Source organism: Pseudomonas sp. DSP3-2-3, from assembly GCF_049898225.1.
Taxonomy (GTDB): domain Bacteria; phylum Pseudomonadota; class Gammaproteobacteria; order Pseudomonadales; family Pseudomonadaceae; genus Aquipseudomonas.
The window spans coordinates 185,223-211,600 of the sequence record NZ_JAFCXH010000007.1; the positions used below are offsets into that span (position 1 = coordinate 185,223).

At 59.2% G+C, this 26,378-nt stretch carries 22 protein-coding genes and 1 pseudogene; 15 read left to right on the plus strand and 8 right to left on the minus strand.

The genetic code is table 11. From position 1 onward, the window contains the following. Nucleotides 1-7: 7 nt before the first annotated feature. Nucleotides 8-2,044, plus strand: coding sequence for an LTA synthase family protein (locus tag ACP7E4_RS11040; RefSeq protein WP_426114771.1), 2,037 nt, complete (start codon nt 8-10; stop codon nt 2,042-2,044). A 76-nt stretch (nt 2,045-2,120) separates the two neighbouring features. Here ACP7E4_RS11040 and ACP7E4_RS11045 read toward each other — a convergent pair whose 3' ends face one another. The 4 genes from ACP7E4_RS11045 to ACP7E4_RS11060 form a co-directional block, all read right to left on the minus strand. Then, nucleotides 2,121-2,273 (minus strand): DUF2986 domain-containing protein, encoded by a 153-nt coding sequence (locus ACP7E4_RS11045; protein WP_426114769.1) that lies wholly within the window; start codon nt 2,271-2,273, stop codon nt 2,121-2,123. Between the two features lie 106 nt (nt 2,274-2,379). Next, nucleotides 2,380-3,375, minus strand: a complete 996-nt coding sequence (locus ACP7E4_RS11050; RefSeq protein WP_426114767.1) for an aldo/keto reductase — start codon at nt 3,373-3,375, stop codon at nt 2,380-2,382. A gap of 90 nt (nt 3,376-3,465) precedes the next feature. Continuing rightward, nucleotides 3,466-3,708, minus strand: a complete 243-nt coding sequence (locus ACP7E4_RS11055) for a hypothetical protein (protein ID WP_426114765.1) — start codon at nt 3,706-3,708, stop codon at nt 3,466-3,468. A gap of 12 nt (nt 3,709-3,720) precedes the next feature. Continuing rightward, entirely contained in the window at nt 3,721-4,710 is a 990-nt protein-coding gene (locus ACP7E4_RS11060; RefSeq protein WP_426114763.1) for an aldo/keto reductase, read from the minus strand. 299 nt (nt 4,711-5,009) lie between these two features. Here ACP7E4_RS11060 and ACP7E4_RS11065 point away from each other — a divergent pair, with 299 nt between their 5' ends. Beyond that, the gene (locus ACP7E4_RS11065) at nt 5,010-5,180 is read left to right on the plus strand and encodes a hypothetical protein (protein WP_426114761.1); all 171 of its coding nucleotides are present in this window, start codon (nt 5,010-5,012) and stop codon (nt 5,178-5,180) included. Nucleotides 5,181-5,221: 41 nt separating this feature from the next. Beyond that, nucleotides 5,222-5,722: a heme-degrading domain-containing protein gene (locus tag ACP7E4_RS11070; protein WP_426114759.1), complete on the plus strand. Its 501-nt coding sequence runs from the start codon at nt 5,222-5,224 to the stop codon at nt 5,720-5,722. Nucleotides 5,723-5,767: 45 nt separating this feature from the next. Here ACP7E4_RS11070 and ACP7E4_RS11075 read toward each other — a convergent pair whose 3' ends face one another. Then, on the minus strand, nt 5,768-6,778 hold the full coding sequence (locus ACP7E4_RS11075; RefSeq protein ID WP_426114757.1) for a LacI family DNA-binding transcriptional regulator: 1,011 nt from the start codon (nt 6,776-6,778) through the stop codon (nt 5,768-5,770). A gap of 198 nt (nt 6,779-6,976) precedes the next feature. On the opposite strand from ACP7E4_RS11075, the gene ACP7E4_RS11080 reads away from it, so the two are divergent. The 3 genes from ACP7E4_RS11080 to ACP7E4_RS11090 are packed head-to-tail and all read left to right on the plus strand — an operon-like array spanning nt 6,977 to nt 10,527. Further along, entirely contained in the window at nt 6,977-8,143 is a 1,167-nt protein-coding gene (locus ACP7E4_RS11080) for a Gfo/Idh/MocA family protein (protein WP_426114755.1), read from the plus strand. Between the two features lie 14 nt (nt 8,144-8,157). Continuing rightward, nucleotides 8,158-9,243, plus strand: a complete 1,086-nt coding sequence (locus ACP7E4_RS11085) for a sugar phosphate isomerase/epimerase family protein (RefSeq protein WP_426114753.1) — start codon at nt 8,158-8,160, stop codon at nt 9,241-9,243. A gap of 54 nt (nt 9,244-9,297) precedes the next feature. Beyond that, complete coding sequence (locus ACP7E4_RS11090; protein WP_426114750.1) at nt 9,298-10,527, plus strand: nucleoside permease; 1,230 nt, start codon at nt 9,298-9,300, stop codon at nt 10,525-10,527. Nucleotides 10,528-10,584: 57 nt separating this feature from the next. Here the strand turns inward: ACP7E4_RS11090 and ACP7E4_RS11095 are convergent, their stop codons facing one another. From ACP7E4_RS11095 to ACP7E4_RS11105, 3 genes are read right to left on the minus strand one after another with little or no spacing between them, the layout of a single operon-like run. Then, the gene (locus ACP7E4_RS11095) at nt 10,585-12,840 is read right to left on the minus strand and encodes a molybdopterin cofactor-binding domain-containing protein (protein WP_426114748.1); all 2,256 of its coding nucleotides are present in this window, start codon (nt 12,838-12,840) and stop codon (nt 10,585-10,587) included. Further along, nucleotides 12,837-13,301, minus strand: coding sequence for a (2Fe-2S)-binding protein (locus tag ACP7E4_RS11100; RefSeq protein ID WP_426114746.1), 465 nt, complete (start codon nt 13,299-13,301; stop codon nt 12,837-12,839). Before ACP7E4_RS11100 ends, ACP7E4_RS11095 begins: the two co-directional genes overlap by 4 nt. Continuing rightward, nucleotides 13,298-14,572, minus strand: coding sequence for a c-type cytochrome (locus ACP7E4_RS11105; protein WP_426114744.1), 1,275 nt, complete (start codon nt 14,570-14,572; stop codon nt 13,298-13,300). The genes ACP7E4_RS11100 and ACP7E4_RS11105 overlap by 4 nt, the downstream gene beginning before the upstream one ends. 287 nt (nt 14,573-14,859) lie before the next feature. Between ACP7E4_RS11105 and ACP7E4_RS11110 the strand changes: the two genes are divergently transcribed. From ACP7E4_RS11110 to nosZ, 9 genes and pseudogenes are all read left to right on the plus strand, one after another. Then, complete coding sequence (locus tag ACP7E4_RS11110) at nt 14,860-15,504, plus strand: DsbA family oxidoreductase (RefSeq protein WP_426114742.1); 645 nt, start codon at nt 14,860-14,862, stop codon at nt 15,502-15,504. Between the two features lie 36 nt (nt 15,505-15,540). Continuing rightward, nucleotides 15,541-16,653, plus strand: a complete 1,113-nt coding sequence (locus ACP7E4_RS11115; RefSeq protein ID WP_426114740.1) for an alkene reductase — start codon at nt 15,541-15,543, stop codon at nt 16,651-16,653. 55 nt (nt 16,654-16,708) lie between these two features. Next, nucleotides 16,709-17,851 (plus strand): FAD binding domain-containing protein, encoded by a 1,143-nt coding sequence (locus ACP7E4_RS11120; RefSeq protein WP_426114738.1) that lies wholly within the window; start codon nt 16,709-16,711, stop codon nt 17,849-17,851. A gap of 104 nt (nt 17,852-17,955) precedes the next feature. Then, nucleotides 17,956-18,855, plus strand: a complete 900-nt coding sequence (locus tag ACP7E4_RS11125; protein ID WP_426114736.1) for a LysR family transcriptional regulator — start codon at nt 17,956-17,958, stop codon at nt 18,853-18,855. Between the two features lie 178 nt (nt 18,856-19,033). Beyond that, on the plus strand, nt 19,034-19,477 hold the full coding sequence (locus ACP7E4_RS11130; protein ID WP_426114734.1) for a CopD family copper resistance protein: 444 nt from the start codon (nt 19,034-19,036) through the stop codon (nt 19,475-19,477). 120 nt (nt 19,478-19,597) lie between these two features. After that, nucleotides 19,598-20,689: pseudogene (locus ACP7E4_RS11135) on the plus strand (coproporphyrinogen III oxidase); the annotation flags it as partial. Nucleotides 20,690-20,715: 26 nt separating this feature from the next. After that, the gene (gene hemN, locus ACP7E4_RS11140; RefSeq protein ID WP_426114732.1) at nt 20,716-22,104 is read left to right on the plus strand and encodes an oxygen-independent coproporphyrinogen III oxidase; all 1,389 of its coding nucleotides are present in this window, start codon (nt 20,716-20,718) and stop codon (nt 22,102-22,104) included. A gap of 109 nt (nt 22,105-22,213) precedes the next feature. Continuing rightward, a complete protein-coding gene (gene nosR, locus ACP7E4_RS11145; RefSeq protein ID WP_426114730.1) occupies nt 22,214-24,394 on the plus strand; it encodes a transcriptional regulator NosR in 2,181 nt (726 codons plus the stop codon). Nucleotides 24,395-24,450: 56 nt separating this feature from the next. Beyond that, nucleotides 24,451-26,370, plus strand: coding sequence for a TAT-dependent nitrous-oxide reductase (nosZ, locus tag ACP7E4_RS11150; RefSeq protein ID WP_426114728.1), 1,920 nt, complete (start codon nt 24,451-24,453; stop codon nt 26,368-26,370). Nucleotides 26,371-26,378 lie beyond the last annotated feature (8 nt).

Below are 26,378 nucleotides of genomic sequence, written 5' to 3' on the forward strand. Positions count from 1 at the left end.
AGCAGGGATGGGTTGGTTGCACGCGAGACGCTTGCATTATTGGCTAGGCGCAACAGCACTGCTATTTGCGCTGTTTGCTGTGCTGAGGATGGTGTTTTTCTTTGGCTTTTCCGGTTTCGACGCCCATGCGTTGAGCGAGCAAAGTGCAGTCCTGGAAACCCTGGGCATCGGCTTACGCTTCGACCTGCGCCTGGCCATTCTGGTCATGCTGCCGGTGGCGGTGCTGGCGTACATACCTCGCTGGAACCTGATCGGCAGCCGTGTGCTTCGCTGGCTGGCGCGAGGTTATTTGTGCGCAGCCCTGGGTTTTATCCTGCTGATCTACATCATCGACCTGGGTCATTACGCGTACCTGGGCGTGAGAATCAACGCCACCGTTCTGCGTTTTCTCGAAGATGCGCAGATCTCCCGCGACATGGTCTGGCAAACCTACCCGGTCATCTGGATTGCCCTCGGTTGGCTGCTGACAGTCGCACTGATGACACGGGTCCTGGTGAGGCTCGAACGCGTCACTCTGGACCGTCCCCGCAGGATCATTCATCCAGTGTCTGCAACCTGGGGTGGTGCGGTGATGGTGGTCCTGATGCTGGTCGGTGTTCTGGGCCGCGTCGAAAACATGAACCTTGAGAATCCGGTGCCGCTGCGCTGGAGCGATGCATTTTTCTCCGGCAACAACCAGATTGCTGCCCTGGGTTTGAATCCGGTGATTTTCCTCTATGACACGGTCAAGGTCGGCCAGTCGCGTTACGACGAAGCGCAGGTGCGTGAACATTACCCAGTGATGGCCAATTACCTGGGCGTCGACCAGCCAGATGCGCAGACGCTCGACTTCGTTCGGCACCAAGCGCCGCAGCCCTACAAAGTCGCGGGCGGCCGGCCACCGAATGTGATGTTCGTCATGCTTGAGTCCCTGGGCACCAGCGCGGTCGGCGCATACGGCAACCCGATCAACCCCACGCCGAACATCGACCGACTTGCCAGCCAAAGCTGGTTCTTCGAGCACTTTTACGTGCCGGTGACAGGCACCGCAAAAACCGTCTGGGCGAGCATTTCCGGTGTGCCGGACGTCACCCGCCAGGAGACGGCCACGCGTAACCCACTCATTACCCGCCAGCACACACTGATCAATGCCTTCAACGGCTACGAGAAGATCTACACCATTGGTGGCAATTCCGGCTGGGCGAACATGAATGCTCTGATCCGGCAAAGTATCGATGGCGTGCGCCTGTTCGAAGAGCGCGACTGGAAATCGCCGGTGGTGGATGTCTGGGGTATTTCAGATCTGGACCTGTTCAAGGAAACCGACCGGATTTTGCAAGCGCTGCCTAAGGACAAACCGTTCTTTGCCTATGTGCAGACGGCTGGCAACCACCGTCCGTTCACGATTCCGAAAACCAACGATGGGTTTGAGGTCAAGCATCCGACCCTGGCTGAAGTGCAGGCTGCAGGCTCTCGCAGTGTCGAGCAGTACAACGCCGTGCGCCTGCTGGATTTCAACATCGGGCGCTTGATGGAAATCGCCAAAAAAGGCGGTTACTACGAGAACACCATCTTCGTTCTGTTTGGCGACCACAACACGCGCATCGCGCAGATCCCGTTCCTGGCTCCGGCTTACGAGCAACTGGGCCTGGAAAGCAACGCGGTGCCGATGATCATCCACGCGCCCGCTTTGCTTGGGGTACGCAATGTCAAGGAAGCGGTTGGTCTGGTGGACTTGCTGCCTACGGTTGCGGGCATGGCTGGGCTTGAGTTTCGCAACAGCGGCCTGGGACGCGACATTCAGCAGCCCGCGCCGGAAGGTGAGCGTGTGGTGCCGCTGGTCTTGCGTGAAGGGACGTTCCCGCTGATCGCCGGTGTCACGCAACACTACATGGTGCAAATGGAACATGACGGCAGCTCGCCAACGCTGCACGACCTGGCTTCACCGACGCCGCTGGATAACGTCGCCGCGCAACACCCGACCGAGTTCAAGCGCCTGTCCGAGCTGACGCGCGGCATGCACGAAACCTCTCGGCTGATGCTGTACCAGAACGTGCGCAAGTGAGCGTTGGATGGTGGTCGGCCTGAGGTTGTAGGCGAGAGCCCATGCGGGCTCATCTCAGCGCTCGACCTTGGCAGGGTCAGGAAGTGATTTCGTCGTGACTCGATTCAGCGGCCAGTTTCAAACGGTCAGCTTTACTGACGTATTTAGACTTGCCTGCCGGTGCCAGTTTGGCACTGGCCTTTTTGGCGTGAGCTTTCAATAGCTGCTGTATCTTTTTGCGACGGTTCATATCTTCAACCCGGCTTGTAAGTTCCGGAATGATGCCAGCTTATCACTAACGAACCAAACTCCTGATGGCGCGCTCCCGACAATCGCAGCCGGGAGCGGCTTCTGTCTCAGAGGTCAGTCATCTTCAGCGCGGCCTCGGGGAGGCGTTCGCCCAGCACCTTGATCTTCGATACCTCTTCGCCAATCACGCCAAGGTCCTGTGCCGTCAGTTGCAGGTCGATGGCACCCAGGTTTTCCTCCAGACGGTGCAGTTTGGTGGTGCCGGGGATCGGGACGATCCAGGGTTTGCGGGCGAGCAGCCACGCCAGGGCAATCTGGGCTGGCGTGGCACCCTTGCGATCGGCGACAGACTTGAGGACTTCCACCAGTGCCATGTTGGTCTTGCGCGCCTGGGCAGAGAAGCGCGGGACGTGGTTGCGAAAATCCGTCGGATCGAACTGAGTGTCCGCGTTGATCTTGCCGGTCAGGAAACCGGCCCCAAGCGGGCTGAACGGGACGAAGCCAATCCCCAGTTCCTCAAGCACGGGCAGCAATTCGAGCTCCGGCCCGCGCCAGAACAACGAATACTCGCTTTGTACGGCTGTCACCGGCTGCACTGCATGGGCACGGCGGATGGTTTGCACGCCCGCCTCCGAAAGGCCGAAGTGCTTGACCTTGCCCTCGGCGATCAACTCTTTCACGGCACCTGCCACGTCTTCGATCGGCACGGCGGGATCGACGCGGTGCTGGTAGAGCAGGTCGATGTGATCGGTGCGCAGGCGTTTGAGGCTGGCCTCCACCACGGCTTTTATGTGTTCAGGACGGCTGTTGGTGCCGCCGCTGCGCGCGCCAGTCTGCAGGTCGATATCGAAGCCGAACTTGGTGGCGATAACCACCTGGTCGCGGATCGGTTGCAGGGCTTCGCCGACCAGTTCTTCATTGAAGAACGGTCCGTAGGCCTCAGCTGTATCGAACAGGGTGACACCACGATCATGCGCGCTACGGATCAGCTTTATCATTTCCTGCTGGTCGGCAGCAGGGCCGTACATGGCGGTCATGCCCATGCAGCCTAAACCGAGGGCAGAAACTTCCAGACCGGCTTTTCCGAGCTTTCGGGTGTTCATGGTTTTGCTCCTTTTTTTGTAACGACAGCGGTGTATTGAGAGCTGCGTATCGAGACGAAAACAATAGCGTTTAAGCCCCGCGCTCATTGTTCAGCTGCTGACCTTCACGCCTTTGAGCCAGTCCGTCACGCTGTCCATGGTGCGCCGTTCCTGATTGGCCTCCATCACCAGCCCTTTGAGCAACCGGGCCTTCGGCGCGTGGCTGGCAATCGCGGACTGATTGTTGCCAAGCCCGTAGCCGCCCTGAGTGGCCGGGGCCGCCATCCCGCTCAACGGAAGAGAGGCCAACGCTGCCATGAGCAAGCGCCGGATCGGATCGTGCTGCGTTGTCATACACGCCTCCGGTTAACGCCCGACGCGCGACTGCAGCTCGGCGGGATAACGTTCGCCCTGAATCCTCACATCATGCAGGGCCGCGATGATCTTGCTCAATTCTGCGTCGGACAGCGACACGGTGGCCGCGCCGAGGTTCTCTTCGAGACGATGCAGCCTGGTCGTGCCCGGAATCGGAACGATCCAGGGTTTCTGGGCCAGCAGCCACGCCAGGGCAATCTGTGCAGGTGTCACGCCTTTGTCCTTGGCGATCTGTCCGAGCAGGCCCACCAGCGCCTGGTTGGCGCGCAGCGCTTCTGGCGAGAAACGCGGTACCTTGCTGCGAAAATCGTCAGCGCCGAACGTCGTGCCTTCCTTGATGGCCCCGGTCAGGAAGCCTTTGCCCAAAGGGCTGAAGGGCACAAAGCCGATCCCGAGTTCTTCCAGCGTTGGCAGGATTTCCGCCTCAGGTTCGCGCCACCACAACGAGTATTCGCTTTGCAGGGCAGTCACCGGTTGCACCGCGTGAGCGCGGCGGATGGTCTGGACGCCGGCTTCGGACAGTCCGAAGTGCTTGACCTTGCCTTCGGCGATCAGATCCTTGACGGTCCCGGCCACGTCCTCGATCGGTACGTCGGGATCAACCCGGTGCTGGTACAGCAAGTCGATCACGTCGGTGCGCAGGCGCTTGAGCGAACCTTCGACCGCCCAGCGGATATGCTCGGGCCGACTGTTAAGGATTTGCTGCTTGTTGTCGTCGCCGAAGGTGAAACCGAATTTGGTGGCGATCACCACCTGATCTCTTACCGGAGCCAGCGCTTCACCGACCACGTCTTCGTTCAGGTACGGCCCGTAAACCTCGGCGGTATCGAAGAAGGTCACGCCGCGGTCGACGGCGGCTCGAATGAGAGAGACTGCCTGCTGGGTATCCGTGGCCGGGCCGTAGCCGTGGCTCAGGCCCATGCAGCCCAGGCCGAGGGCGGAAACTTCGAGAGTGCTCTTTCCAAGCGTACGTTTCTTCATGGTCGTTCTCCTGTGACGGCGTGGCAGCGGTCATCGCGCGTTTCGATCTTCACGGACTATAGAGACCGGTTGCAGGAGCGACTAGACGGTGAGCTCTGTAAGCGCTTATGAAAGAGGTTCATGAGTTATGCAGAGATTCTCTTGCCGGCGCCGAAATTTCAGGAGATCCGAACCAATACCACTTGGGACTTCACAACCGGTCTTGGTTTGCTTATGAATTGAGCTCAGTAGTGCATGCGCCGTTTTGGCCCTGATCGAAAGAAGTCGGTGCTTTCGCGCGCTATGGTGTGCGATGGGGTATGCCCTTTCCGGCGGATTTTTCTATTGCCGATGCTTATGCCTTCATCGTCGGTACACCGTTCGCCGACATCGAGTATTACCCCATCTCGCCGCAGGCCTACGGGTGGCTGTTCGGCGTGAACATCGCCCGCTCACGAGCGGCTCGTTACTCAGGATTGTTGATACGATGAGATCCCTTCGACGTCAGCCATTTTGAACAGGTGCTCAGCAGATGAACACGAAACGCCAGGAAGACCTTCAACGTATCGCGTATCAGGAGCAGGTGCTGCGCTTTCGGGCGTTCGACAAGAGCGCGGCGTGGGATTTGGGACAGCGTTTGAAAATCGCCTGCGAGGAAGCAGGCGTGTTCACGACTATTGAAATCCGGCTCGGTCGGGAAACCGTATTTTTCTATGCAATGCCAGGTACCGCTGCGGAAAATACCGACTGGGCACGACGCAAGCGAAACGTCGTGGAAATGATGGGCCGCAGCTCCTATGGCGTCGGTTTGTCAGCCGAGGAGGAGGGTGTCGCGCTGGAGGTCTCGATGGGGCTGTCGCCGCGTGACTATGCCTGCCATGGCGGCAGCTTCCCGCTGAAATTGACTGGTGGGGACTGTATCGGCGTCGTCACGGTTTCCGGACTGCCACAGCGCGAGGATCACATCCTGGCGGTACAAGTTCTCGCGGCAATGTGCGGTGTCGATCTGGCCGATGTGGCGTTGCAACTCTAGCGCCACGGGTCTCTTGCAGGTCCGGCCTGCAACTCGTGGGCTCAGTCAGGATTGTGGGTCGACCGGTGCGGCCGTGCTGTTGCGCAACGCCAACTCAAACGGCAGAACCACATGACGCTGGGCAAGCGATTTCTTCTCGATCAAGGTGATCAGCATCTCAACGGCTTTCTGGCCGAAGGCTTCGGCGGGTTGGGCGATGGTCGTCAGCGGCGGGTCGCAGTAGGCTGCGAAGGGGATGTCGTCGAAACCCACCAATGAGACATCCTCGGGGACCCGCAAGCCCTGTTTTTTTATTTGTTTCAGCGCGCCGATAGCCATCTCATCGTTTTCGCAAAACAGCGCGGTAGGGCGCTCGGGCAGATTGAGCATCGCTGCCGCGCCGTCGAGACCGGCCTGCAAAGTGAAATCGCCGTGACAGATCAGCGCGGGATCGGAGGCGATTCCGGCCTGCTGCAATGCATCCTGATAGCCCGCCACTCGATCACGGGTCAACGGGCTGCTTTTCGGGCCCTTGATCAGGCCAATGCGACGATGGCCCAGCTCAATCAGATGCTCGGTCATCGCCCTGGCTGCGGCGCGGTTGTCGAGGCTGATCGTTGGATGGCGGCCACCTTGAATCACCTCGCAGGCGTTGACGATGGGTGGCAACTCGGCGGTGGGGAAGGGCGCTGCAAAAGGGTCATAGGCGCGCAACTGGATCACGCCATCGGCTTGATGGGCGTAAACCAGTTCGGCGAATTCTCGTTCGATTTCTTCGCGGCCCTGGGTGTCGCACAACAGCAGGCGATACCCGGCGGCTTGCGCAGCCTGTTGCGCGCCACTGATCACCCGAGCAAAAAATACGTTAGCGATGGTCGGCACCAGAATCACCAGGTTGCCGGTTCGGCGCGAGCGAAATTGCACGGCCATCAGGTTCGGCCGGTAACCGGCCTTTTCCACGGCAGCGTTGACCTTGTCCCGGGTATCGGGGAGTACGCGCTCAGGCGACTTCAGTGTTCTGGACACCGTGGCCACTGAGACGCCGGCAAGCCGGGCTACTTCACGGATATTGGACAAGACCACCTCGTTATCGAACAGCGCGGTCGGCGAGCTTACCGCAGGTCGGGCGTGCCCTGAAATGTCTGTGGATTTTAATCCGGGATTTGACACCTCGTGCAACCGGGACTAGATTTCCATCTTTATGTAACCGGTTACATCTGGATCATGTCCAAGCCGGAAACTGCCTCACACAGAGCCACACAGAGAAGAGATGCGATGAACCTTGCAGTGCCAAAAATAAGAATCGGATTCGTCGGCGGTGGCGAGGGCGCCTTTATCGGTGTAGCCCACCGTCAGGCGGCCGGGCTCGACGGGCGTTTTGAGCTGGTCTGCGGTGCCTTCAGCCGCGACGCGCAGAACAATCAGAACACCGGTGCGGCGCTCGGCCTGCCAGCTGCGCGCTGCTACAGCGACTGGCAGCACATGCTCGACGCCGAGCGTGGGTTGCCCGCCGAGCAGCGCATGGAATTGGTGGTGATCGTCACCCCCAATCATTTGCACGCGCCGGTGGCCAGCCGGGCACTGACTGCGGGTTTCCATGTGTTCAGCGAGAAACCCGCAGCGCTGAATCTGGCCGAATTGCTCGCTCTCAAAGAAGTGGTCGAGGACAGCAACCGTCTCTACGGTCTGGCGCACACCTACCTTGGCTACCCGATGGTCTGGCAGGCGCGGGAGATGGTGCGCAGCGGCGTTATTGGCGCGGTGCGCAAAGTGATTGTCGAATATCCCCAGGGCTGGCTCAGCCAGGACGTGGCGGGGCAAGGCAACAAGCAGGCCGCCTGGCGTGATCAGCCCGAGCTGTCCGGCGCGGGCGGCTGCATTGGTGATATTGGCACTCATGCTTTCTCACTGGCGGAGTTTGTCGCCGATCAACCCATCCAGCAGCTGTGCGCCCTGTTGGGCGTGCATATCGCCGGGCGACAACTGGACGATGACGCCTCGATGTTGTTCAAGATGGCCGAGGGCGCCAGCGGCGTGCTGATCGCCAGCCAGGTCTGCGCAGGTGAGGAGAATCCGCTGAAAATCCGCGTTTACGGCGACAAGGGCGGACTGGAATGGCGTCAGGAAGAGCCCGCCAGCCTGATACATCGCGCCCTCGATCAGCCAATGCGCGTGTTGCGTTCCGGCGTGGGCCAGCCCTGGTTGTGCGACGCCGCAAGCCGGCGCATGCGCCTGCCCGCCGGGCACCCGGAAGGCTATCTCGAAGCCATGGCCAACCTTTACGGCGATCTTGCCAGCGCCATTCGCGGTGACATCGAGGGTAGCGATGCCCCCGGCGTCCCCGGAATCACGGTTGGTCTGCGTGGCATGGCCTTCATCGAGGCCGTCATCGCCAACCATCGCGGTGACGCGAAGTGGACCGAACTGGCCTGCACCCCATGAATCTGGAGACTTGCATGAACGACACTTCTCAAACCGGTACCGGCATGCGTGGTCCGGGGATTTTCCTCGCCCAGTTCATGTCCGCAGAAGCGCCTTTCGATACCTTGGCCAACATTGCCCAATGGGCGGCATCGCAAGGATACAAAGCCATTCAACTGCCGACCCTCGGCAATCAGTTCATCGACCTGAAACGCGCCGCCGAAAGCCAGGATTACTGCGACGAACTGAAATCGGTCTGCGCGCACGCTGGCGTGGAGATCAGTGAGTTGTCGACCCACTTGCAAGGTCAGCTGGTGGCCGTGCATCCGGCGTTCGATCAACTGTTCGATGACTTCGCGCCGGCCCATTTGCGCGGTCAGCCCCAGGCGCGCACCGAATGGGCCATCGAGCAGTTGAAGCTCGCCGCGCGTGCCAGTCAACGCCTGGGTTTGACAGCCCACGCGACGTTTTCTGGCGCATTGCTCTGGCCCTATATCTACCCTTGGCCGCAGCGGCCGAGCGGCTTGGTCGAGCAAGGTTTTGCCGAACTGGCCAAGCGCTGGCTGCCGATTCTTGACTGCTTCGAAGAGGCGGGTATCGACCTGTGCTACGAGATCCATCCTGGCGAAGACCTGCACGACGGCGCCTCGTTCGAGCGTTTCCTGGAGGCGATCAATCATCATCCACGCGCGGCCATCCTTTATGACCCGAGTCATCTGCTCCTGCAGCAAATGGACTACCTGGGTTTCATTGATCGCTACCACGAGCGAATCCGCATGTTCCACGTCAAGGACGCCGAGTTTCGGCCGGATGCTCGTTCGGGTGTCTATGGCGGTTATCAGGGCTGGGTCGAGCGGCCGGGACGCTTCCGTTCTCTGGGCGATGGCCAGATCGACTTCAAATCGATCTTCAGCAAACTGACCCAATACGACTTCACCGGCTGGGCGGTGCTGGAGTGGGAGTGTTGCCTGAAGGATTCGGCCCAAGGCGCAGCAGAAGGGGCGGCGTTCATCGAGAAGCACATGATCAGCAAGACCCGAAAAGCCTTCGACGATTTCGCCAGCGTGTCGTCCGACGAGGGCTTCAATCGGCGATTGCTGGGCTTGCCCGAGCCTGAATAGCGCCTTGCCTGGCCTGTTTCTCCCCCCCAAAAAAACAATAAGAAGGTAACTGTTATGACCACGATGACCGCGCGATTAAGCGCAATGATGTTCCTGCAGTTCTTTATCTGGGGTGGATGGTTCGTCACCCTCGGGACCTTCCTCGCCAGCAACCTGGGCGCCAGCGGCGGGCAGATCGGCATGGCGTTCTCCACACAATCCTGGGGCGCGATCATTGCGCCCTTCGTGATTGGCCTGATCGCCGACCGTTTCTTCAATGCCGAGCGCATCCTCGCCGTGCTGCATCTGATCGGCGCCGTTTTGTTGTACCAGCTGTACCGAGCGCCGGATTTCAGCGCATTTTATCCGTTTGTCCTGGCGTACATGATCATCTACATGCCGACCCTGGCCTTGGTAAATTCCGTGGCGTTCCGGCAGATGAGCGATCCGGCCCTGGAGTTTTCCCGCATACGCGTGTGGGGCACCATCGGTTGGATTGTGGCCGGGGTGGTGATCAGTTTTGTGTTTGCCTGGGACTCCCAGGCGGCGATTTCCTCCGGTGGGCTGCGCAATACCTTTTTGATGTCGGCGATTGCGTCTCTCGCGCTGGGTATCTACAGCTTTACCTTGCCGCGCACCGCACCACTGCCGCCTGAACCGGGTAGCGGTGGCCTCAAGCAAATGCTTGGGCTCGACGCTTTGGGCTTGCTCAAGGACCGCAGCTATCTGGTGTTTTTCATTGCCTCCATTCTGATCTGCATTCCGTTGGCGTTTTATTACCAGAATGCCAATCCGTTTCTGGCGGAAATTGGCGTGGCCAACCCCACCGCGAAAATGGCCATCGGTCAGGTCTCCGAAGTGTTGTTCATGTTGCTTCTGCCGCTGTTCATTCAGCGTTTCGGGATCAAAATCGCGCTGCTGGTGGGGATGCTGGCGTGGGCCTTGCGCTACCTGCTGTTCGCCTACGGCAACAATGCTGATCTGGTGTTCATGCTGTTCACCGGTATTGCTCTGCACGGCATTTGCTACGACTTCTTCTTTGTTTCGGGCCAGATCTACACCGACGCCAAAGCCTCCGAGCGTTTCAGAAGTTCGGCTCAGGGCCTGATTACCCTGGCGACCTACGGCTTGGGCATGTTGATTGGTTTCTGGGTAGCGGGGCAGGTGACTGATCGTTACGCCTTGGCGCAAGGCCACGACTGGAATAGCATCTGGTTGTTTCCGGCAGCGTTTGCGTTAGCGATTTTTTTCTGTTTTTCGCTGGCGTTCCAGGGTCGGCAGCCGGTCGCGCAATCGACTCACTGACCGTTTTGCTTCGACCGAGGAACAGCCGCACGAGTCTTTGAAACGGGCCGGGATCGTTCATGATCCCGGCGTATTTTGCCAGCCACGCCGCGCTAATGGCAGGTCCAGCAGACGCTTGCCGGTGGCATCGCTGATGGCGTTGCCCAGCGCCGCGGCCATCGGACCCTGGACGATTTCTGCCGCACCAAGAAACGGCTGCCCCGGCTGATCAATCATGTGCACCTCGACCTGCTCCGGTACCTCGGGGAAACGCATGATCGGATAGCCGCTCCAATCGAAGCTGTGCATGCCACTGGCGTCATAGAGGATACGTTCAAAGAGCGTCCAGCTGGCGGACTGCACAATGCCGCCCTGGATCTGATTGAGCAGACCATCGGGGCTGACAATTTGTCCCACATCGACGGCGGTAACCACCCGATCAATTGTCACTTGCCCGGTCTGGCGCTGCACATGCAACTGCACGGCGATCGCGCAGTAACCCATGATGTTTTTATAGCGAGCGAAGGCGAAACCGATTCCGCTGCCGGGGCCTGCTGCCTTTTGCGGCCAACCGAAGGCGCTGGCCACACGTTCCACAACCGCGCGTGCGCGCGGATCGCTCAAGTGATTCAGGCGAAATTGCACTGGGTCCACGCCGGCCTGCGCTGCCAGTTCATCGACCGTACTCTCGATGGCGAACACGTTGATATGGGCACCGAGCGAACGCATGGCCGAGGTCCTGAATGGCATGGTCAGAACGAAATTCAGATCGACCTTTAGGTTGGGTATTTCATACAGCGGAACCGCGTTGCGGTCGCCATCACCCTCGGGTTGGGCGATCGGGACCGACGGGGCAGAGGTGAATGGCCTCGCTAACAGCCACGCCGGTAACAGACGCCCGGCATTGACGATGCGTTCGTTGTGCGGGGTACTCCAGATTTCATATTTCCAGTCACGAAGGCGCCCGCTGTTGTCCAGGCCCGCTTCCACTTCGGCAAGCATCGCCGAGCTGTAGGGCTCCCAGAGATTTTCCTGTTCGCGCATCCATTGCACCCGTATCGGCTTGCCAGGTATGGCCATGGCGATCAGCGCGGCATCGGCTGCGGCGTCATCCGCGCCGTTGTGACCATAGCAACCGGAGCCTTCGGCGTGGATGCAACGCACCTGAGCCACCGGCAGGCCGAGCATCTCGGCGATCCCCGAGCGCAGAGGATAGACCCCCTGAGTGTGAGTCCAGACGGTCAGTGTTCCCTGCTGGAACCAGGCCACTGCGCAGGACGGCCCGATTGAACCGTGCATGAGGTATTGCTTGGTCACCCGTGCCTTATAGGCGCGTGGCGCCTGTTGCGTGAGGTTGCCTTTGGCGCTCACCGGGTAGTGCCGTGCTGGCAACTCGGTGAGAAGTTGATGGATATGTGCTGAGTCGGGCAGCGGATTACCTTCTGTCCAGCGTGCAGTGGCGTAGCCCTCACGCATCGCTTTGACCGCCAGCCATTCATCGGTGGCGACCACGGCGAGGTAGCTGCCGTCGCGGACCAGTTTCACCACTCCGGGGAGTTTTTTGAGGGCGGCCTCGTCGATGGCCAGCAACTGACTGCCGCGCCGGGGTGGACGTATGACACGGGCGTGCAGCATATCGGGCAGGCGCATGTCCTGCACATAGGCCGCACCGCCGCTGACTTTGGCTGGAATGTCCAGGCGAGGCAATGATGTGCCGATCAGGGTGAAGCGGTCGGCTGGTTTGAAAGGCGAGCTGACCGATGCGAAGCGATGCAGTTGAACCCCGACAACCGCTTGGGCGTAGGTCATGCTGCGGCCTTGCGCATCGTAGATCAGGGCGTCTCGCGTGGTCAGGCTGTCGATGTTGCCCTGCCATTGCCGTGCCGCGGATTCGAGTAACAGCTGACGCACCTGGGCCGCAGCATTGAAAAGCGCGGTGCCGCTGTCGACGATCGTATGGCTGCCGGCGGTATAACCTTCATTGGGTGTCAGCGCGGTGTCGGCGGTGAGAAAACGGATGAGCCCTGGGGGCACCTCCAGGCGTTCGGCGGCGATCTGCAAAAGCGCAGTTTTGACCCCGGTACCCAGTTCCACTTTGCCGGTGTAGACGGTGATGCCATCTTTCGCGTCGATGCGGATCCAGGCGTCCAGATAGGGCGTGGCCCGCAGGCTGCCCGGCAGATCAGGTGCCAGGATCTCCGTGCCCAAGGTGTCCACCTCGGTGTCAGCGAAGGCACGCGGAATACCCGGAAGCATCGCGAACCCCACCACCAACGCGCCGTTTATCACAAAGGCGCGGCGGCTCAGATTGACGCTTTGCGTTGCGGCTTTCATACCTTGGCCCCTTGCGCGATGACCGACTTGATAGCGGCGAGGATCCGCACGTGGGTGCCGCAACGGCACAAGTTGGGCGCCATGTGGCGCCGGATCGTTTCATCATCCGGGTGAGGGTTGGCCTCCAACAAAGCCTGCGCCCGTACGATCATCCCCGCGATGCAATAACCACACTGCGCCGCCTGTTCGTCAATAAAGGCTTTTTGCAGCGGCCCCGGTTGGTCAGCGCTGCCGAGGCTCTCCACTGTACGCACTGATTTGCCCTCCAGCGCACCGCACGGTGTCAGGCATGCAAACACCGGTTTGTCGTTCACTAAAACCGTGCACGCACCGCATTGACCCAAGCCGCAGCCGTACTTGGCACCATTGAGTCCCACCTGATTGCGCAAGGCATACAGCAACGGCATGTCCTGCGGGATGTCCAGTTCATGCGTCTTGCCGTTGATGTCGAGTGTGATCACGGTTGTTGCTCCTGAGCCCGAATGCTCTTGATTGTCTTGTCCAGGTCCGTCCAGGGCCGGGTGCCACAGCTCTCGTTGCGCAAGTACTCGGCAATCGCGGCCACGTGGGCATCGTCCAGACTATTGGCGAAGGCAGGCATGTAATGGCTGGGTGCGGCGGTGGACATCGGAATGCCCTGCACAATGGTCTGGATCAAATTACGTGGCGAGTCGGCCATCACCGCCGAGGTATTGGCCAGGGCAGGCCTTGATTCAATGGCGCGCATCGGTGCGGCGCTGCCGTGGCAGCTCGCGCAGGCCCCGTCGAACAACGAGGCGCCCAGAAGTGCCTTGGCACTGCGCCTGGCCTCAGGGGCGCAGGGCGGCAATGTCGCATCCGATGAGGTTTTTTTGAGGTCAAGAATGTACTGCGCAATGGCATGGGCGTCTTGCGCCGGCAACTGCGCGATGCTCAGGCTGACCGGCAACATCGGGCCCGCCGCTGCGCCGTGTCCTTCAGCGACCTCACCCGTTAGATAGGCGACCAACCGGGCTTCATTCCAGGGCTGTTGCGCATCGGCCATTCCGCGCAGGGCAGGGGCCGTCCAGCCGTCCACGATACCGCCATTGAACAGCTCGCTGCTTTGCTCCCCGCCAATCAGGTTCAGAGGCGAATGGCAGGATGAGCAGTGTCCGGGGCCCTCGACCAGATAGCGTCCGCGGTTCCATTGTGCCGAGCGGTCGGGCAGTGGTTGCAGCGGATCCCCATGCAGGAACAACAAGTTCCAGAAAGACACCAGCGCACGGAAATTCATGGGGAAAACCATATGGTTTTCAGGTGCGGTGTAGTTGACCGGGTCCACGCTCATCAGGAAGGCATAGGCATCCGCGATATCGGTATCGCTCATCTTTCGGTAATGCACGTAGGGGAAGGCCGGGTAGAGAAAGTGCCCGTCGCGCGCGATGCCTTGACGCATGGCCCGTTCAAACGCCTCCAGCGACCATTCACCGATACCGGTATCCCGGTCCGGGGTGATATTGGTGGTGAAGAGTGTCCCGAAGGGCGTTATCAGCGGCAGGCCTCCCGCCATATACGCACCCCCTGGCCGCGTGTGGCAGACCGCGCAGTCTCCCGCTTCGACAATTTGTCGGCCTCTGTCCAGGGTTTCGCGACCCGCGCTTTGAGGCTGGCTGACAGGGGCAATTTCCGGCCTCCACATCATCCAGAATGCAAACCCTATCCCCACGACACCAATTGCCAGTACGGCACCGATGATCGTCTTGCGCTTCATCGCCTTACCTCTCGAGCTGAGTTAACGACAGATTTTTCAATCCACCGCGAGCAATTGGCGTACGGCGATTTTCCTGTGGGGTGAGCTTAGAGAGGGCGGTTGTGATGGGGTACCCCATCAAGGCGCAACGCTATATTGCGCAAGGTGCAACGACGCTGGTCCGTCGGCGCAGTGATCGCCCTGTCGTTGCGTTTCGCGAAAAACAACGTTGCGCAGCAGATGGATTTTCTGACGGGGCCTGGGCGCCTACCGTGGTGAGGTCAACACACTCAACCACGGAGACCGTCATGAGTTTGCACTCAACCAATATTCAGGTGACTTACGACTTCATCTGCCCATGGTGCTGGATCGGGGAGGAAAATCTCGAACGCGCGCTTGTCGCCTCGGATTTTTCGACTGACCGCCACATAACCTTCCTGCCTTATCAATTGAACCCGGACATGCCTGTTCGAGGCATGGACCGTAAAGCCTATCGCTCTGGCAAGTTCGGCAGTTGGGCGCGTAGCCAGGCCATGGACGCCCAGGTCGCCCACGCCGGCAAGGCAGTCGGTCTGGAGTTCGATTATGAGCGAGTCGAAAAGACCCCCAACACCCTGGCAGCCCATCGGTTGGTATGGCGTGAGCAACAGGCGGGTCGAGATGCTTCCTTGCTGGTCAAGGCCATTTTCAAGGGGTACTTCGGCGAGGGGCGGGATATCGGCGACCTCAATGTGCTGGCCGACATCGCGGCCGAAATCGGCCTGGGCCGAGAGGCCATTGTTGACTTTCTCAATACCGATGAAGGCACTGCTGAAGTCTTGAAGCTCGAAGCCAGAACCAAGGCATCCGGTGTGCGCTCGGTACCGAGTATTCAGATCGCAGATGACCTTATCAGTGGTGCCCAGCCCAGCGGAATAATGATCCAGATACTAAAGCGAAGTCATGCAGCTTAAGCCGCTTTTCAGTCCCTATCCATTCAGGAAATCATCATGACTCATCACTTGTTCAGGACACTCAAACTCGGCGAACTCACCCTTGATCACCGCGTCGCCATGGCCCCTCTGACTCGCTCACGTGCGGGCCAACCGGGCAACGTACCGACATCGATGAACGTCGAATACTACCGTCAGCGCGCCAGTGCCGCGTTGATCATTACCGAGGCTACGCAGATTTCGCAGCAGGGCCAGGGTTACGCCTGGACGCCCGGTATCCATAGCGACGAGCAAATTCAGGGTTGGAAAGCTGTCAGCGAAGCCGTGCACGCCGAAGGCGGGCACATTTTTCTGCAGCTCTGGCATGTGGGAAGGGTGTCACACCCGGTATTTCAACCCAACGGCGGCTTGCCGGTAGCGCCGACCGCGCAGCCGGTGCCTGGCAAGACCTTCATCCTGAATGAAAAAGGCGAGGGCGTCTGGGGTGATGTGCCTGTCCCTCAGGAACTGGACATTCCGGGGATTGAAGCGATCGTCGCCGACTTCCGCAAGGCCGCGCGCAATGCGCTCCTGGCCGGTATGGACGGTGTGGAAATTCACGCGGGTAATGGCTATCTGCTTGACCAATTTATCAACAGCGCCAGCAATCAACGTAGTGATACCTACGGTGGAAGTATCGAAAACCGTGCGCGTTTACTGCTTGAAGTCGTGGAAGCCGTGACCGGGGAAATAGGTGCCGAACGCGTTGCTGTACGTCTGACACCGATGGGGCGTTTCATGGGGATGGGCGATGACACGCCAGAACAAACCTTTGGCTACATTGCTTCCCGGCTCAATAGCTGGAACCTCGCTTACCTGCATCTGGTAGAACCCATGATGGTTGGCACAGTGCTCGACCAAAGTAACGATCCACGCTGGGACGCCATCATCAAGCAGCTGCGCACTGACTTCCACGGCGTACTGATGCTGGCGGGTGGTTACACCGGCGAAACCGCAGAGCAGGCAATCGCGGAGGGTCGTGCCGACCTCATCGCGTTTGGGCGCCCGTTCATTGCCAACCCCGATTTACCTGCTCGCTTGCGTGGTCGTACCCAGCTCAACCTGGCTGATGGCAACAGTTTTTTTGGCGGCGACGCCAAGGGGTACATCGACTATCCGGCGCTGGCATAACGCAGCGTTAAATCCAGATGCCATGGGGGCATCCGCACTTTACGAGGAGAAGGTTATGAAGCGTCCAGATATTCCGAAGGCCCTGGTCATCGGAGGCTCACTGGGTGGTTTATTTGCCGCCACGGCCTTGCGTGCAATTGGCTGGCAAGTGGATATTTTCGAGCGATCCCCCGCCGCACTGGATAGCCGAGGTGGTGGCATCGTTCTGCAAGCGGATGTCTTGCACCATCTTCGCTATGCAGGCATCAAACCTGCTAACGCGCTCGGTGTCCGCTCACATGATCGTCTGTATCTGGATCGAGCGGGTAGCGTCGTCCATAAAGAGCCGATGCCACAAACCCAGACATCCTGGAACACGCTGTACAACGCATTATTCACTGTCTTCCCTGCCGAGCATTATCACCGGGGTAAGACGCTGGTTGACCTGACTCAAAATGAGCAACGGGTGACGGCGATTTTTGAAGATGGCAGCCGCGCCGATGGGGACCTGTTGATCGGCGCCGATGGCGCAGGTTCAACCGTGCGAAGTGTGGTGTTGCCTGGGACCGGATATACCTATTCGGGGTATGTGGTCTGGCGTGGACTGGTCGATGAAGCCAGACTTCCAGACTTCGCCAAAGCGCAGCTTTACGAGGATTTTGTGTTTCAGCAGGAACCTGAATCGTTGATGCTGGAGTACATGGTGCCAGGCTTGAACGGCTCCGTTAATCCTGGTGAGCGACGGTTCAACTGGGTCTGGTATTTGAACGCGGCGCAAGGGCGGGAGCTGGATGCTGTGCTCACTGATAACAGTGGCCATCGGCGTACCCACTCCATTCCACCGGGGGCCTTGGCAACTGAGCAGGAGGCTTACATACGGGAAATGGGTGAGCAGCATACCAACCCGGCTTTTCGTGAATTGATTCGGCAGACCCGGGATATTTTTGTACAGGCGATCGTTGATCTCGAAGTGCCGCAAATGGTGTTTGGCCGCGTGCTGCTGACGGGCGACGCCGCCTTTGTGCCGCGCCCACACACAGCCGGAAGCACGGCCAAGGCGGCCAGGAACGCACTGTGCCTGGCGCAGGCGATCGACGACATTGGTGATATCGACAAAGCACTGTCGGTTTGGGAGCAACAACAACTTGGCGAGGGCAAGCGCATGGGCGACTGGGGTGTCAGTATGGGCAATCGGATCATGGGCATCACCCGATCCTGATTCTCCAGGCCACACCCGCTACCGTTTGAGCACATCCATGCAAGACTCCCGCTGCATGGCAATGCACAGTGGTTATCTTTACGTTTTAATTTCGGACTCCGTCTATGGATAAGTTGCTGGCGCTGAAAATGTTTGTCGAAACCGTACGCTGTGGTGGTTATTCGTCAGCGGCGCGCAAGCTCGGCATCTCCACTTCGTCAGTGACGCGGCAGGTGGCGGCGCTGGAATCCGAGTTGGGTGCCAGCCTGCTTAACCGCACCACGCGCAACACGAGCGTCACGGTGGCGGGGCAGAACTACTTCGAGAAAGCGGTGGCAATCCTCGATGCAATCGACGAAGCCGATGCTGTAGTGACCGACCGTGGCAGCGCAGTCCAGGGGCGTTTACGGGCCAGCGTTCCGGTGGAATTCGGCCGACGTATCATCGCTCCCCATTTGGGTCGCTTGCTTGATCGCCATCCTGGTCTGGAGATCAGCCTTTCGCTGAGCGATGAGGTGACTGACCTGCTCAGCGAGCAAATCGATGTGTCCGTGCGTCTTGGTTCATCGGTCGTCAGTGATGACATCGTCAGCAAGCGGGTGGGTGATTTTCAGCGTTGGGTGGTGGCGAGTCCCGATTACTTTGCGCGTAGCGGACTGCCGCGACACCCGCGTGACCTGTTGGAGCATCAATGCCTGCGTTTTGATTATCGCACCGGACACCAGAACTGGACGTTCCAGGGTGATGAGGAAGTCATACGCGTGAATGTGCAGGGACGGCTGCAGAGCAACAATGCCGACATTCTGCGGGAAGCGGCACTGGCCGGTGGCGGGGTGACGCTGCTGGCCGACTGGCTGGTGCGTGACGACGTTGGCGAAGGTCGCCTGACCCGCGTGCTGGAGCAGTACGAAGTCAATCCGGGCAGTGCAAGTACCTGCATCAATGCGCTGTATCTGCCCAATCATCGCGGCTCCAGTCGCATCAATGTGTTCATAGAATTCCTCAAGGAAATACTCGCTCCCTGATATCCCCACCATGGCAACCGTGGATCCTGCTGAGAATTGCGCGTCATCTTGATTGGCGTCAAACGCCAGGATCGGCGTGCTCTGTATCCTGCAGAGGAACTCAGGCGGTCAAGTGGACGCGCGAGTGGATTCCTCACTGTGAGTGAGTCCTGTTGCTGTATCGAGAGCGAAAACCCCCATGCTCTATCCGCTGTTTCTCACCTTGCATCTGTTCGCCGCGCTGATCTTTATTGGCACGGTGTTTTTCGAAGTCCTGTTCCTGGAGACTATCCGCAAACAGCTGCCCGTCAAGGTTATGCTGCTGGTCGAACAGGGCATCGGTCGACGCGCCCGCGCCTTGATTCCGTGGGTCCTGCTGGTGTTGTTCGGTGCAGGGCTGGGGATGGTCTGGTTGCGTTATTTGCCGGTCCTTGCCACACCCATGGCCTCATCGTTCGGCACCTTGTTGATGCTGAAAATCGTGGTCGCGGTCAGCGTCCTGCTGCATTTCCTGGTCGCCATGGCGTTGTTCAAAACCGGTCGGATGAAAGCTCGATTCCTGCATTTCATCCATGGCAGCCTGTTTTGCCACATGGTCGTCATCGTCCTGCTGGCCAAGGGCATGTTCTATCTGACCTGGTGACCGGACTTGCCCGCAGGTCCGTTGCGCAACCAGCACTTTGCTCATGCTTGATACAAGTCAAGGAGCATCGGGCGCCAAACCCCGACACTGGTGGTCCGCAGCCTGTCTCGGAGACCCGTCATGCTCAATTTATTTCACGATCCCGGCGCGCTCAACGCTCGGTGTGAGCAAAGCGTGCTCGATCCCAACGGCCATGTTGACACTGAAAAATTCCATGAAGGTATCGGTTCGCTGGATTTACTGCGTGCCTTGCGCGTCAGCCGCAAGAGAGGCCGCCCGCTATCGCTGAATGTGCAGCTGCCGTCCAGCCTGAAGCCTTCCTCTGGTTCCCCTCGCGATAGCTCATCCGGGCACAGTGGTATCGAACGCTATCTTCAGTGTCTGGAACATGAAATCAACCTCGTCGGCTGTCACCTAGGCCCGGAACAGCGGGTCGAGCAGTTTCATCTGGGAGGCGGCACACCGGCCGTTGCCCATCTGCGGCGGCTGATGAGCCATCTTCGTCGCCGATTCAACTTCCTCGGCCATGAATGTGGTGACAACAGCATTGAGGTGGATGTGCACCATACCGATTGGTCGACCATGGGCGTGCTCCGTGACCTGGGGTTCAACCAGGTCAGCATCGGCGTTCCGGACATCGGCGTGGACCGTGAGATGTCGGGGGCTTGCTACCAGAATCCGGCTCCGATCCATTCGTTGGTCGATGCCGCCCGGACCTTTGGTTACCGCTCCATCAACGTTGATCTGGGGTATGGCAACGCCTGGCAAACACCCGAAAGTTTTGCGCTGAAGCTGGCAACCATCATCGAACTGGAGCCGGATCGGCTGCTGGTCTTTGACTATGCCCGGCCACCCCAACGCTATCGGCTGAGGGCCGCAGACCGAACCAGGGCCGCGTGCAGCCAGGAAAACAAGGACGCCATGCGCCGCATCTACTTCGAACAGTTGATCGGCGCTGGTTATCACTACATCGGCCTGGGGCAGTTTGTCCGGCACGATGACGATCTGGCGATTGCTCAGGAGCGCGGCCGCTTGCGGCGTAATTGTGAGGGATTTACCCGTCATGGGTATTGCGACCATATCGGGTTAGGTTTGGGCGCTATCAGTCAGATCGACAATGTGTATACGCAAAATACCGACGATCTGCGGCGCTATCAGCAGCAACTGGACAGGGATCAATTGCCAACGAGTCGTGGCTGGCGCTGCGAGGCATGAGCCCCATTGCAACTGGAAAGATCATGACAACTTCATTTGAATTCAATCGCGACCTGGTCGAAAAGTATGACCGTCCGGGGCCGCGCTATACCTCTTACCCGACTGCGCCGCAGTTCCATCAGGCTTTTGCCGTCGACGACTATCAGCGTGCCGCTTGCGACAGCAACCTGGCGGCGGTGCCCAAGGCCTTGTCGGTCTATATCCACATACCGTTCTGCAAGAGCCTTTGTTACTACTGCGCCTGCAACAAAATCATTACCCAGAAAACCCACCGCGCCGTCGAATACCTGACCTACCTCAAGCGTGAAATCGTCATGCAGGCCGCATTGTTCGACAGTTCGCGCAAACTCACCCAGCTGCACCTGGGCGGTGGTACGCCGACCTATCTGACCAGCGAACAGCTGGCTGACCTGATGGACTGTCTGCACCAGGCGTTTGATATGGATGACAGCGATAACCATGAGTTTTCCATCGAAGTCGACCCGCGCACCATCAGCACCGAGCAGATTCAGTCGTTGCGCCAGTTGGGCTTCAATCGCCTGAGCTTCGGCGTGCAGGACTTTGACCCCGACGTGCAGGCCGCGGTCAATCGCCTGCAAAGTGAAGAGCAGATTTACGCGCTGGTCGCTGCGGCGCGCCAGGCGCGATTCAAGTCGATCAGCGTCGATCTGATCTATGGTCTGCCCTTGCAGACGGTGAACAGTTTCGATGTCACCCTCGGCAAGATTATCGCGTTGCGTCCGGACCGGATTGCCGCCTACAGCTACGCCCATTTGCCGGAGCTGGTACGTGCGCAACGGCTGATTCGTCCGGCCGATATGCCACCACCGGAGCGCAAGCTGGAGTTGCTTGAACTGACCATCCGCCGTTTGACCGAGGCCGGTTATGTCTATATCGGCATGGACCACTTCGCCTTGCCCGACGATGAGCTGGCGTTGGCTCGCGCCAATGGCACGTTGCAGCGCAATTTCCAGGGTTATTCAACTCACGCCGATTGCGATTTGATCGGTCTCGGCGTGTCGTCGATCGGCAAGGTTGGCGACAGCTACAGCCAGAGCGTCAAGGAGCTTTCACAGTATTACGCCCGGCTGGATCAAGGCTTGTTGCCGGTGCATCGGGGTTATCGGTTGAGCGCCGATGATCAACTGCGCCGTGAAGTGATCAGCGATTTGATGTGCCATGGCCGCATCGACTTCGGCAAATTTGAAGCGCTGCATGACTTCTGCTTTACCGAGTATTTCGCCGATGCCCTGGCGCAACTGGACGAGCATGTGTGCGATGGATTGCTGCAAATTAACGACGACTCGCTGGTGCTGTTACCCCACGGGCATCTGATGATGCGCAGCGCGGCGATGGCTTTTGATGCCTATCTGGGCGGCGAGCAGAAAGGCCGGTTTTCCCGCACCGTTTGAGGTGGCGAGGCGCTCTACCGCAACGGATTCCATCAAGTTGATTTCAATCAAGGGCAGGGTGCGCAACGCACCCTAACATGCGCGCAAGACCCTTGAAATCAGCGAACCCATGACAATCCATCAGCCTTTGATACATGGCAAGCGGCACGCCTGGAGCGTCGGGCTGGTGGTGATGGTTCTGCTGCTGATCTCGACGTTCACGGCGGTTCAGGCCAAGTCATACGGCGACATCGAGCAGCAGCGCATCGATAAGACCTTCCCCGGCACCGATGCGGTTTCCGCGCCCGAAGGCCGCTACAAAGTGCGTACGCTGTCTGCCGCCGGCAAGGTCCTCGGATACGTTTTCCAGAGCCTGGATGTGGTGGATATTCCGGCCTATTCGGGCAAGCCGATCAATACCCAGGTAATCCTCGACACCGCTGGCGTGATTCAGGATGCCTATGTGCTGGAGCACCACGAACCGATTCTGCTGATCGGCATCCCCGAAGAAAAACTTCACGGTTTCAGCGGCAGATACAAAGGGATCAAGGTCAGTCAGCGAGTGGTGGTCGGCCATTCCAGCGACCCCAGCGCGGTCACGGTAGATGCAATCGCCGGCGCAACGGTCACCGCGATGGTGGTGAACGAGGTGATCATGCGTGCCGCCCATGAGGTGGCCGTATCGCTGAAGCTGATTGAGGACAAGGGCGGGGTGGTGAACAAACCCGCCACGGTCCGCGAGGATTTTTTCGAGCCGGCCACCTGGGAGCAACTGACCGGTAACGGCGCGATCCGCCGGTTGAACCTGACCCGTGGGCAAGTCGATGCCGCCTTCAAGGGCACCGAAGCCGAAGGCGTCGAAAGTGCCGGCCCTGAACAGGTCGATGACACCTTTATCGAGCTGTACACCGCCGACTTGAACCCGCCGACCATTGGCCGGGCGCTGCTGGGCGACAACCAATATCGCTTGCTGATGCAGGATCTCAAGCCGGGCGAGCAGGCCATCGCGGTTCTGGGTCGTGGGCTGTATTCCTACAAGGGCTCGGGTTACGTGCGCGGCGGGATCTTCGATCGGGTGCAACTGCGCCAGTTCGGCAATGTCATCAGTTTTCGCGACATGGACCATCAGCGGCTCTCTGACGTGTTTGCCAAAGGCATGCCCGAATTTAATGAGATGTCGATTTTCATTGTCCGCAAACCAGCTGGATTCGATCCGGGATCGCCCTGGTCCCTGGAATTGCTGGTTCGGCGTCAGACGGGGCCGGTCAGCGGCACCTTCAGCAGCTTCGAGTTGGCTTACCAGATGCCCGAGCAATACCTCGCGCGTCCAGCACCCAGTGCCGAGGAACTGGCTGCCATCGAGGAAGCCAGTCGGCCGATGTGGTTGACCATCTGGTATCAGAAATACTTTCAGATCGCGGTACTTGCCAGCGCATTGCTGCTGCTGACTGCGATCCTGTTTCTGCAGGACAAGCTCACCCGCCGGCCACGTTTTTTGCACTGGCTGCGTCGCGGCTACCTGCTGTTCACCGTGGTGTTTCTGGGCTGGTATGCCTTGGGGCAGCTGTCGGTGGTCAACGTGCTGACCTTTGTGCATGCGCTGTTTGAACACTTTCGCTGGGAGCTGTTTCTCACTGATCCGCTGATCTTCATGCTCTGGGTTTTCACTGCCGCGAGCATTCTGCTGTGGGGCCGAGGAGTGTTCTGTGGCTGGTTGTGTCCGTTTGGTGCCTTGCAAGAGCTGATCAACGAAGCCGCGCGCAAGCTGAAGATTCCCCAATACGAATTGCCTTTCGCGGTCCATGAGCGGCTGTGGGCGATCAAGTACATCATTTTGCTGCTGCTCTTCGGGATTTCCCTGGAGTCGATGGCCACCGCCGAGATGTTCGCCGAAGTGGAACCCTTCAAGACGGCCATCACCCTCAGGTTCGATCGCCAGTGGTGGTTCGTCCTCTACGCGGTAGCGCTGCTGGTCATCAACATTTTCACGCGCAAAGTCTATTGCCGCTACATCTGCCCGTTGGGCGCGGCGCTGGCGTTCCCGACCAAATTTCGCCTGTTCGACTGGCTGAAACGCCGCAAGGAGTGCGGTGACCCTTGCCGGCTGTGCGCCAAGGAATGCGAGATCCAGGCAATTCACCCGGATGGTCATATCAATGCCAACGAGTGCCACTACTGCCTCGATTGCCAGATGACCTATCACAACGAAAACAAATGCCCGCCGCTGGTCAACAAGCGCAAGAAGCGCGGCAAACCCACGCCTGTGGGGGCGCAATTGATACCTGTCGTGGAAGTGACCGCGCCTGAATGAAGCTCGCGAGCGCACCTCTGCAATGAGCGTTTTATCCCTTCAAGGAGTAACTCAAGATGACTGACACAGAATCCAAAAAAAGCGGGCAGGAAGAAGAACACGCCGGCCTCAGCCGTCGCGGTTTTCTGGGCAGCAGTGCGGTGGCCGGTGCGGTGCTGGCGGGTGCCACGGGCCTCGGCAGTGCGGTGTTCAGCCGTGAATCCTGGGCGGCGGCGGTCAAGGACGCACAGGCAAAAATCCATGTGGGCCCCGGCGAGCTGGACGAATACTACGGCTTCTGGAGCGGCGGTCATCAGGGCGAAGTGCGGGTGCTGGGCGTGCCGTCGATGCGCGAGTTGATGCGTATTCCGGTGTTCAACGTCGACTCTGCCACCGGTTGGGGCCTGACCAACGAAAGCAAACGGATTCTGGGCGACAGCGCGAAGTTTCAGAACGGTGACTGCCATCACCCGCACATCTCCATGACCGACGGCAAATACGACGGCAAGTACCTGTTCATCAATGACAAGGCCAACTCCCGTGTTGCGCGCATCCGCCTGGACATCATGAAGTGCGACAAGATGCTCACGGTGCCGAACGTACAGGCCATTCACGGCCTGCGTCTGCAGAAAGTGCCTTACACCAAGTATGTGTTCGCCAATGCCGAGTTCGTCATCCCGCACCCCAATGACGGCCACACGTTCGATCTGCAGGACAAGAACAGCTTCACCATGTTTAACGCCATCGATGCTGAAAAAATGGAGATGGCGTTCCAGGTCATTGTCGACGGCAACCTGGACAACTCTGACGCCGACTACACCGGCAAGTACGCCGCGTCCACCTGCTACAACTCGGAGAAGGCCTACGACCTGGGCGGCATGATGCGCAACGAGCGCGACTGGGTGGTGGTGTTCAACATCCCGCGCATCGAGGCCGCCATCAAGGCCGGCAAATTCATCACCCTGGAAAACTCGAAAGTGCCGGTGGTCGACGGTCGTAAAACCGATGGCAAAGACTCCGAGTTCACGCGTTATATCCCGATTCCGAAGAACCCCCATGGCCTCAACACGTCACCCGATGGCAAATACTTCATTGCCAACGGCAAGCTTTCGCCAACGGTATCGATGATTGCCATCGACCGCCTGGACGACTTGTTCGCCGACAAATTCAAAGACCCGCGCGAGGTTATCGAGGCCGAGCCGGAGCTGGGCCTGGGGCCGTTGCACACCACCTTCGACGGGCGCGGCAACGCCTACACCACATTGTTCATCGACAGTCAGGTGGTGAAGTGGAACATGGCGGAAGCGGTTCGCGCCTACAAGGGTGAGAAGGTCAATTACATCAAGCAGAAGCTGGATGTGCACTACCAGCCTGGCCATAACCACGCCTCGCTGACCGAAACCAATGAAGCGGATGGCAAGTGGCTGGTGGTGTTGTGCAAATTCTCCAAGGACCGCTTCCTGCCAACCGGGCCGCTGCACCCGGAAAACGACCAATTGATCGACATTTCCGGCGATGAAATGAAGCTGGTGCACGACGGTCCGGCGTTTGCCGAACCCCACGACTGCATCCTGGCGCGCCGGGACCAGATCAAAACCAAAAAAATCTGGGATCGCAACGATCCGTACTTCGCCGAGACCGTCGAGTTGGCCAAGAAGGACGGCATCAAACTGGAGACCGACAACAAAGTCATTCGCGATGGTAATCATGTGCGGGTCTACATGACCTCAATGGCACCGGCTTATGGGCTGACCGAGTTCACCGTCAAGCAGGGCAACGAAGTGACGGTGACCATCACCAACATCGACCAGATCGAGGATGTGTCCCACGGCTTCGTCATGACCAACCATGGCGCGAGCATGGAGATCAGCCCGCAGCAAACCTCGTCCATCACGTTCACCGCCGACAAGGCCGGTCTGCATTGGTACTACTGCAGCTGGTTCTGCCATGCGCTGCACATGGAAATGGTTGGCCGCATGAAGGTCGAGCGGGCCTGACGGTTGCC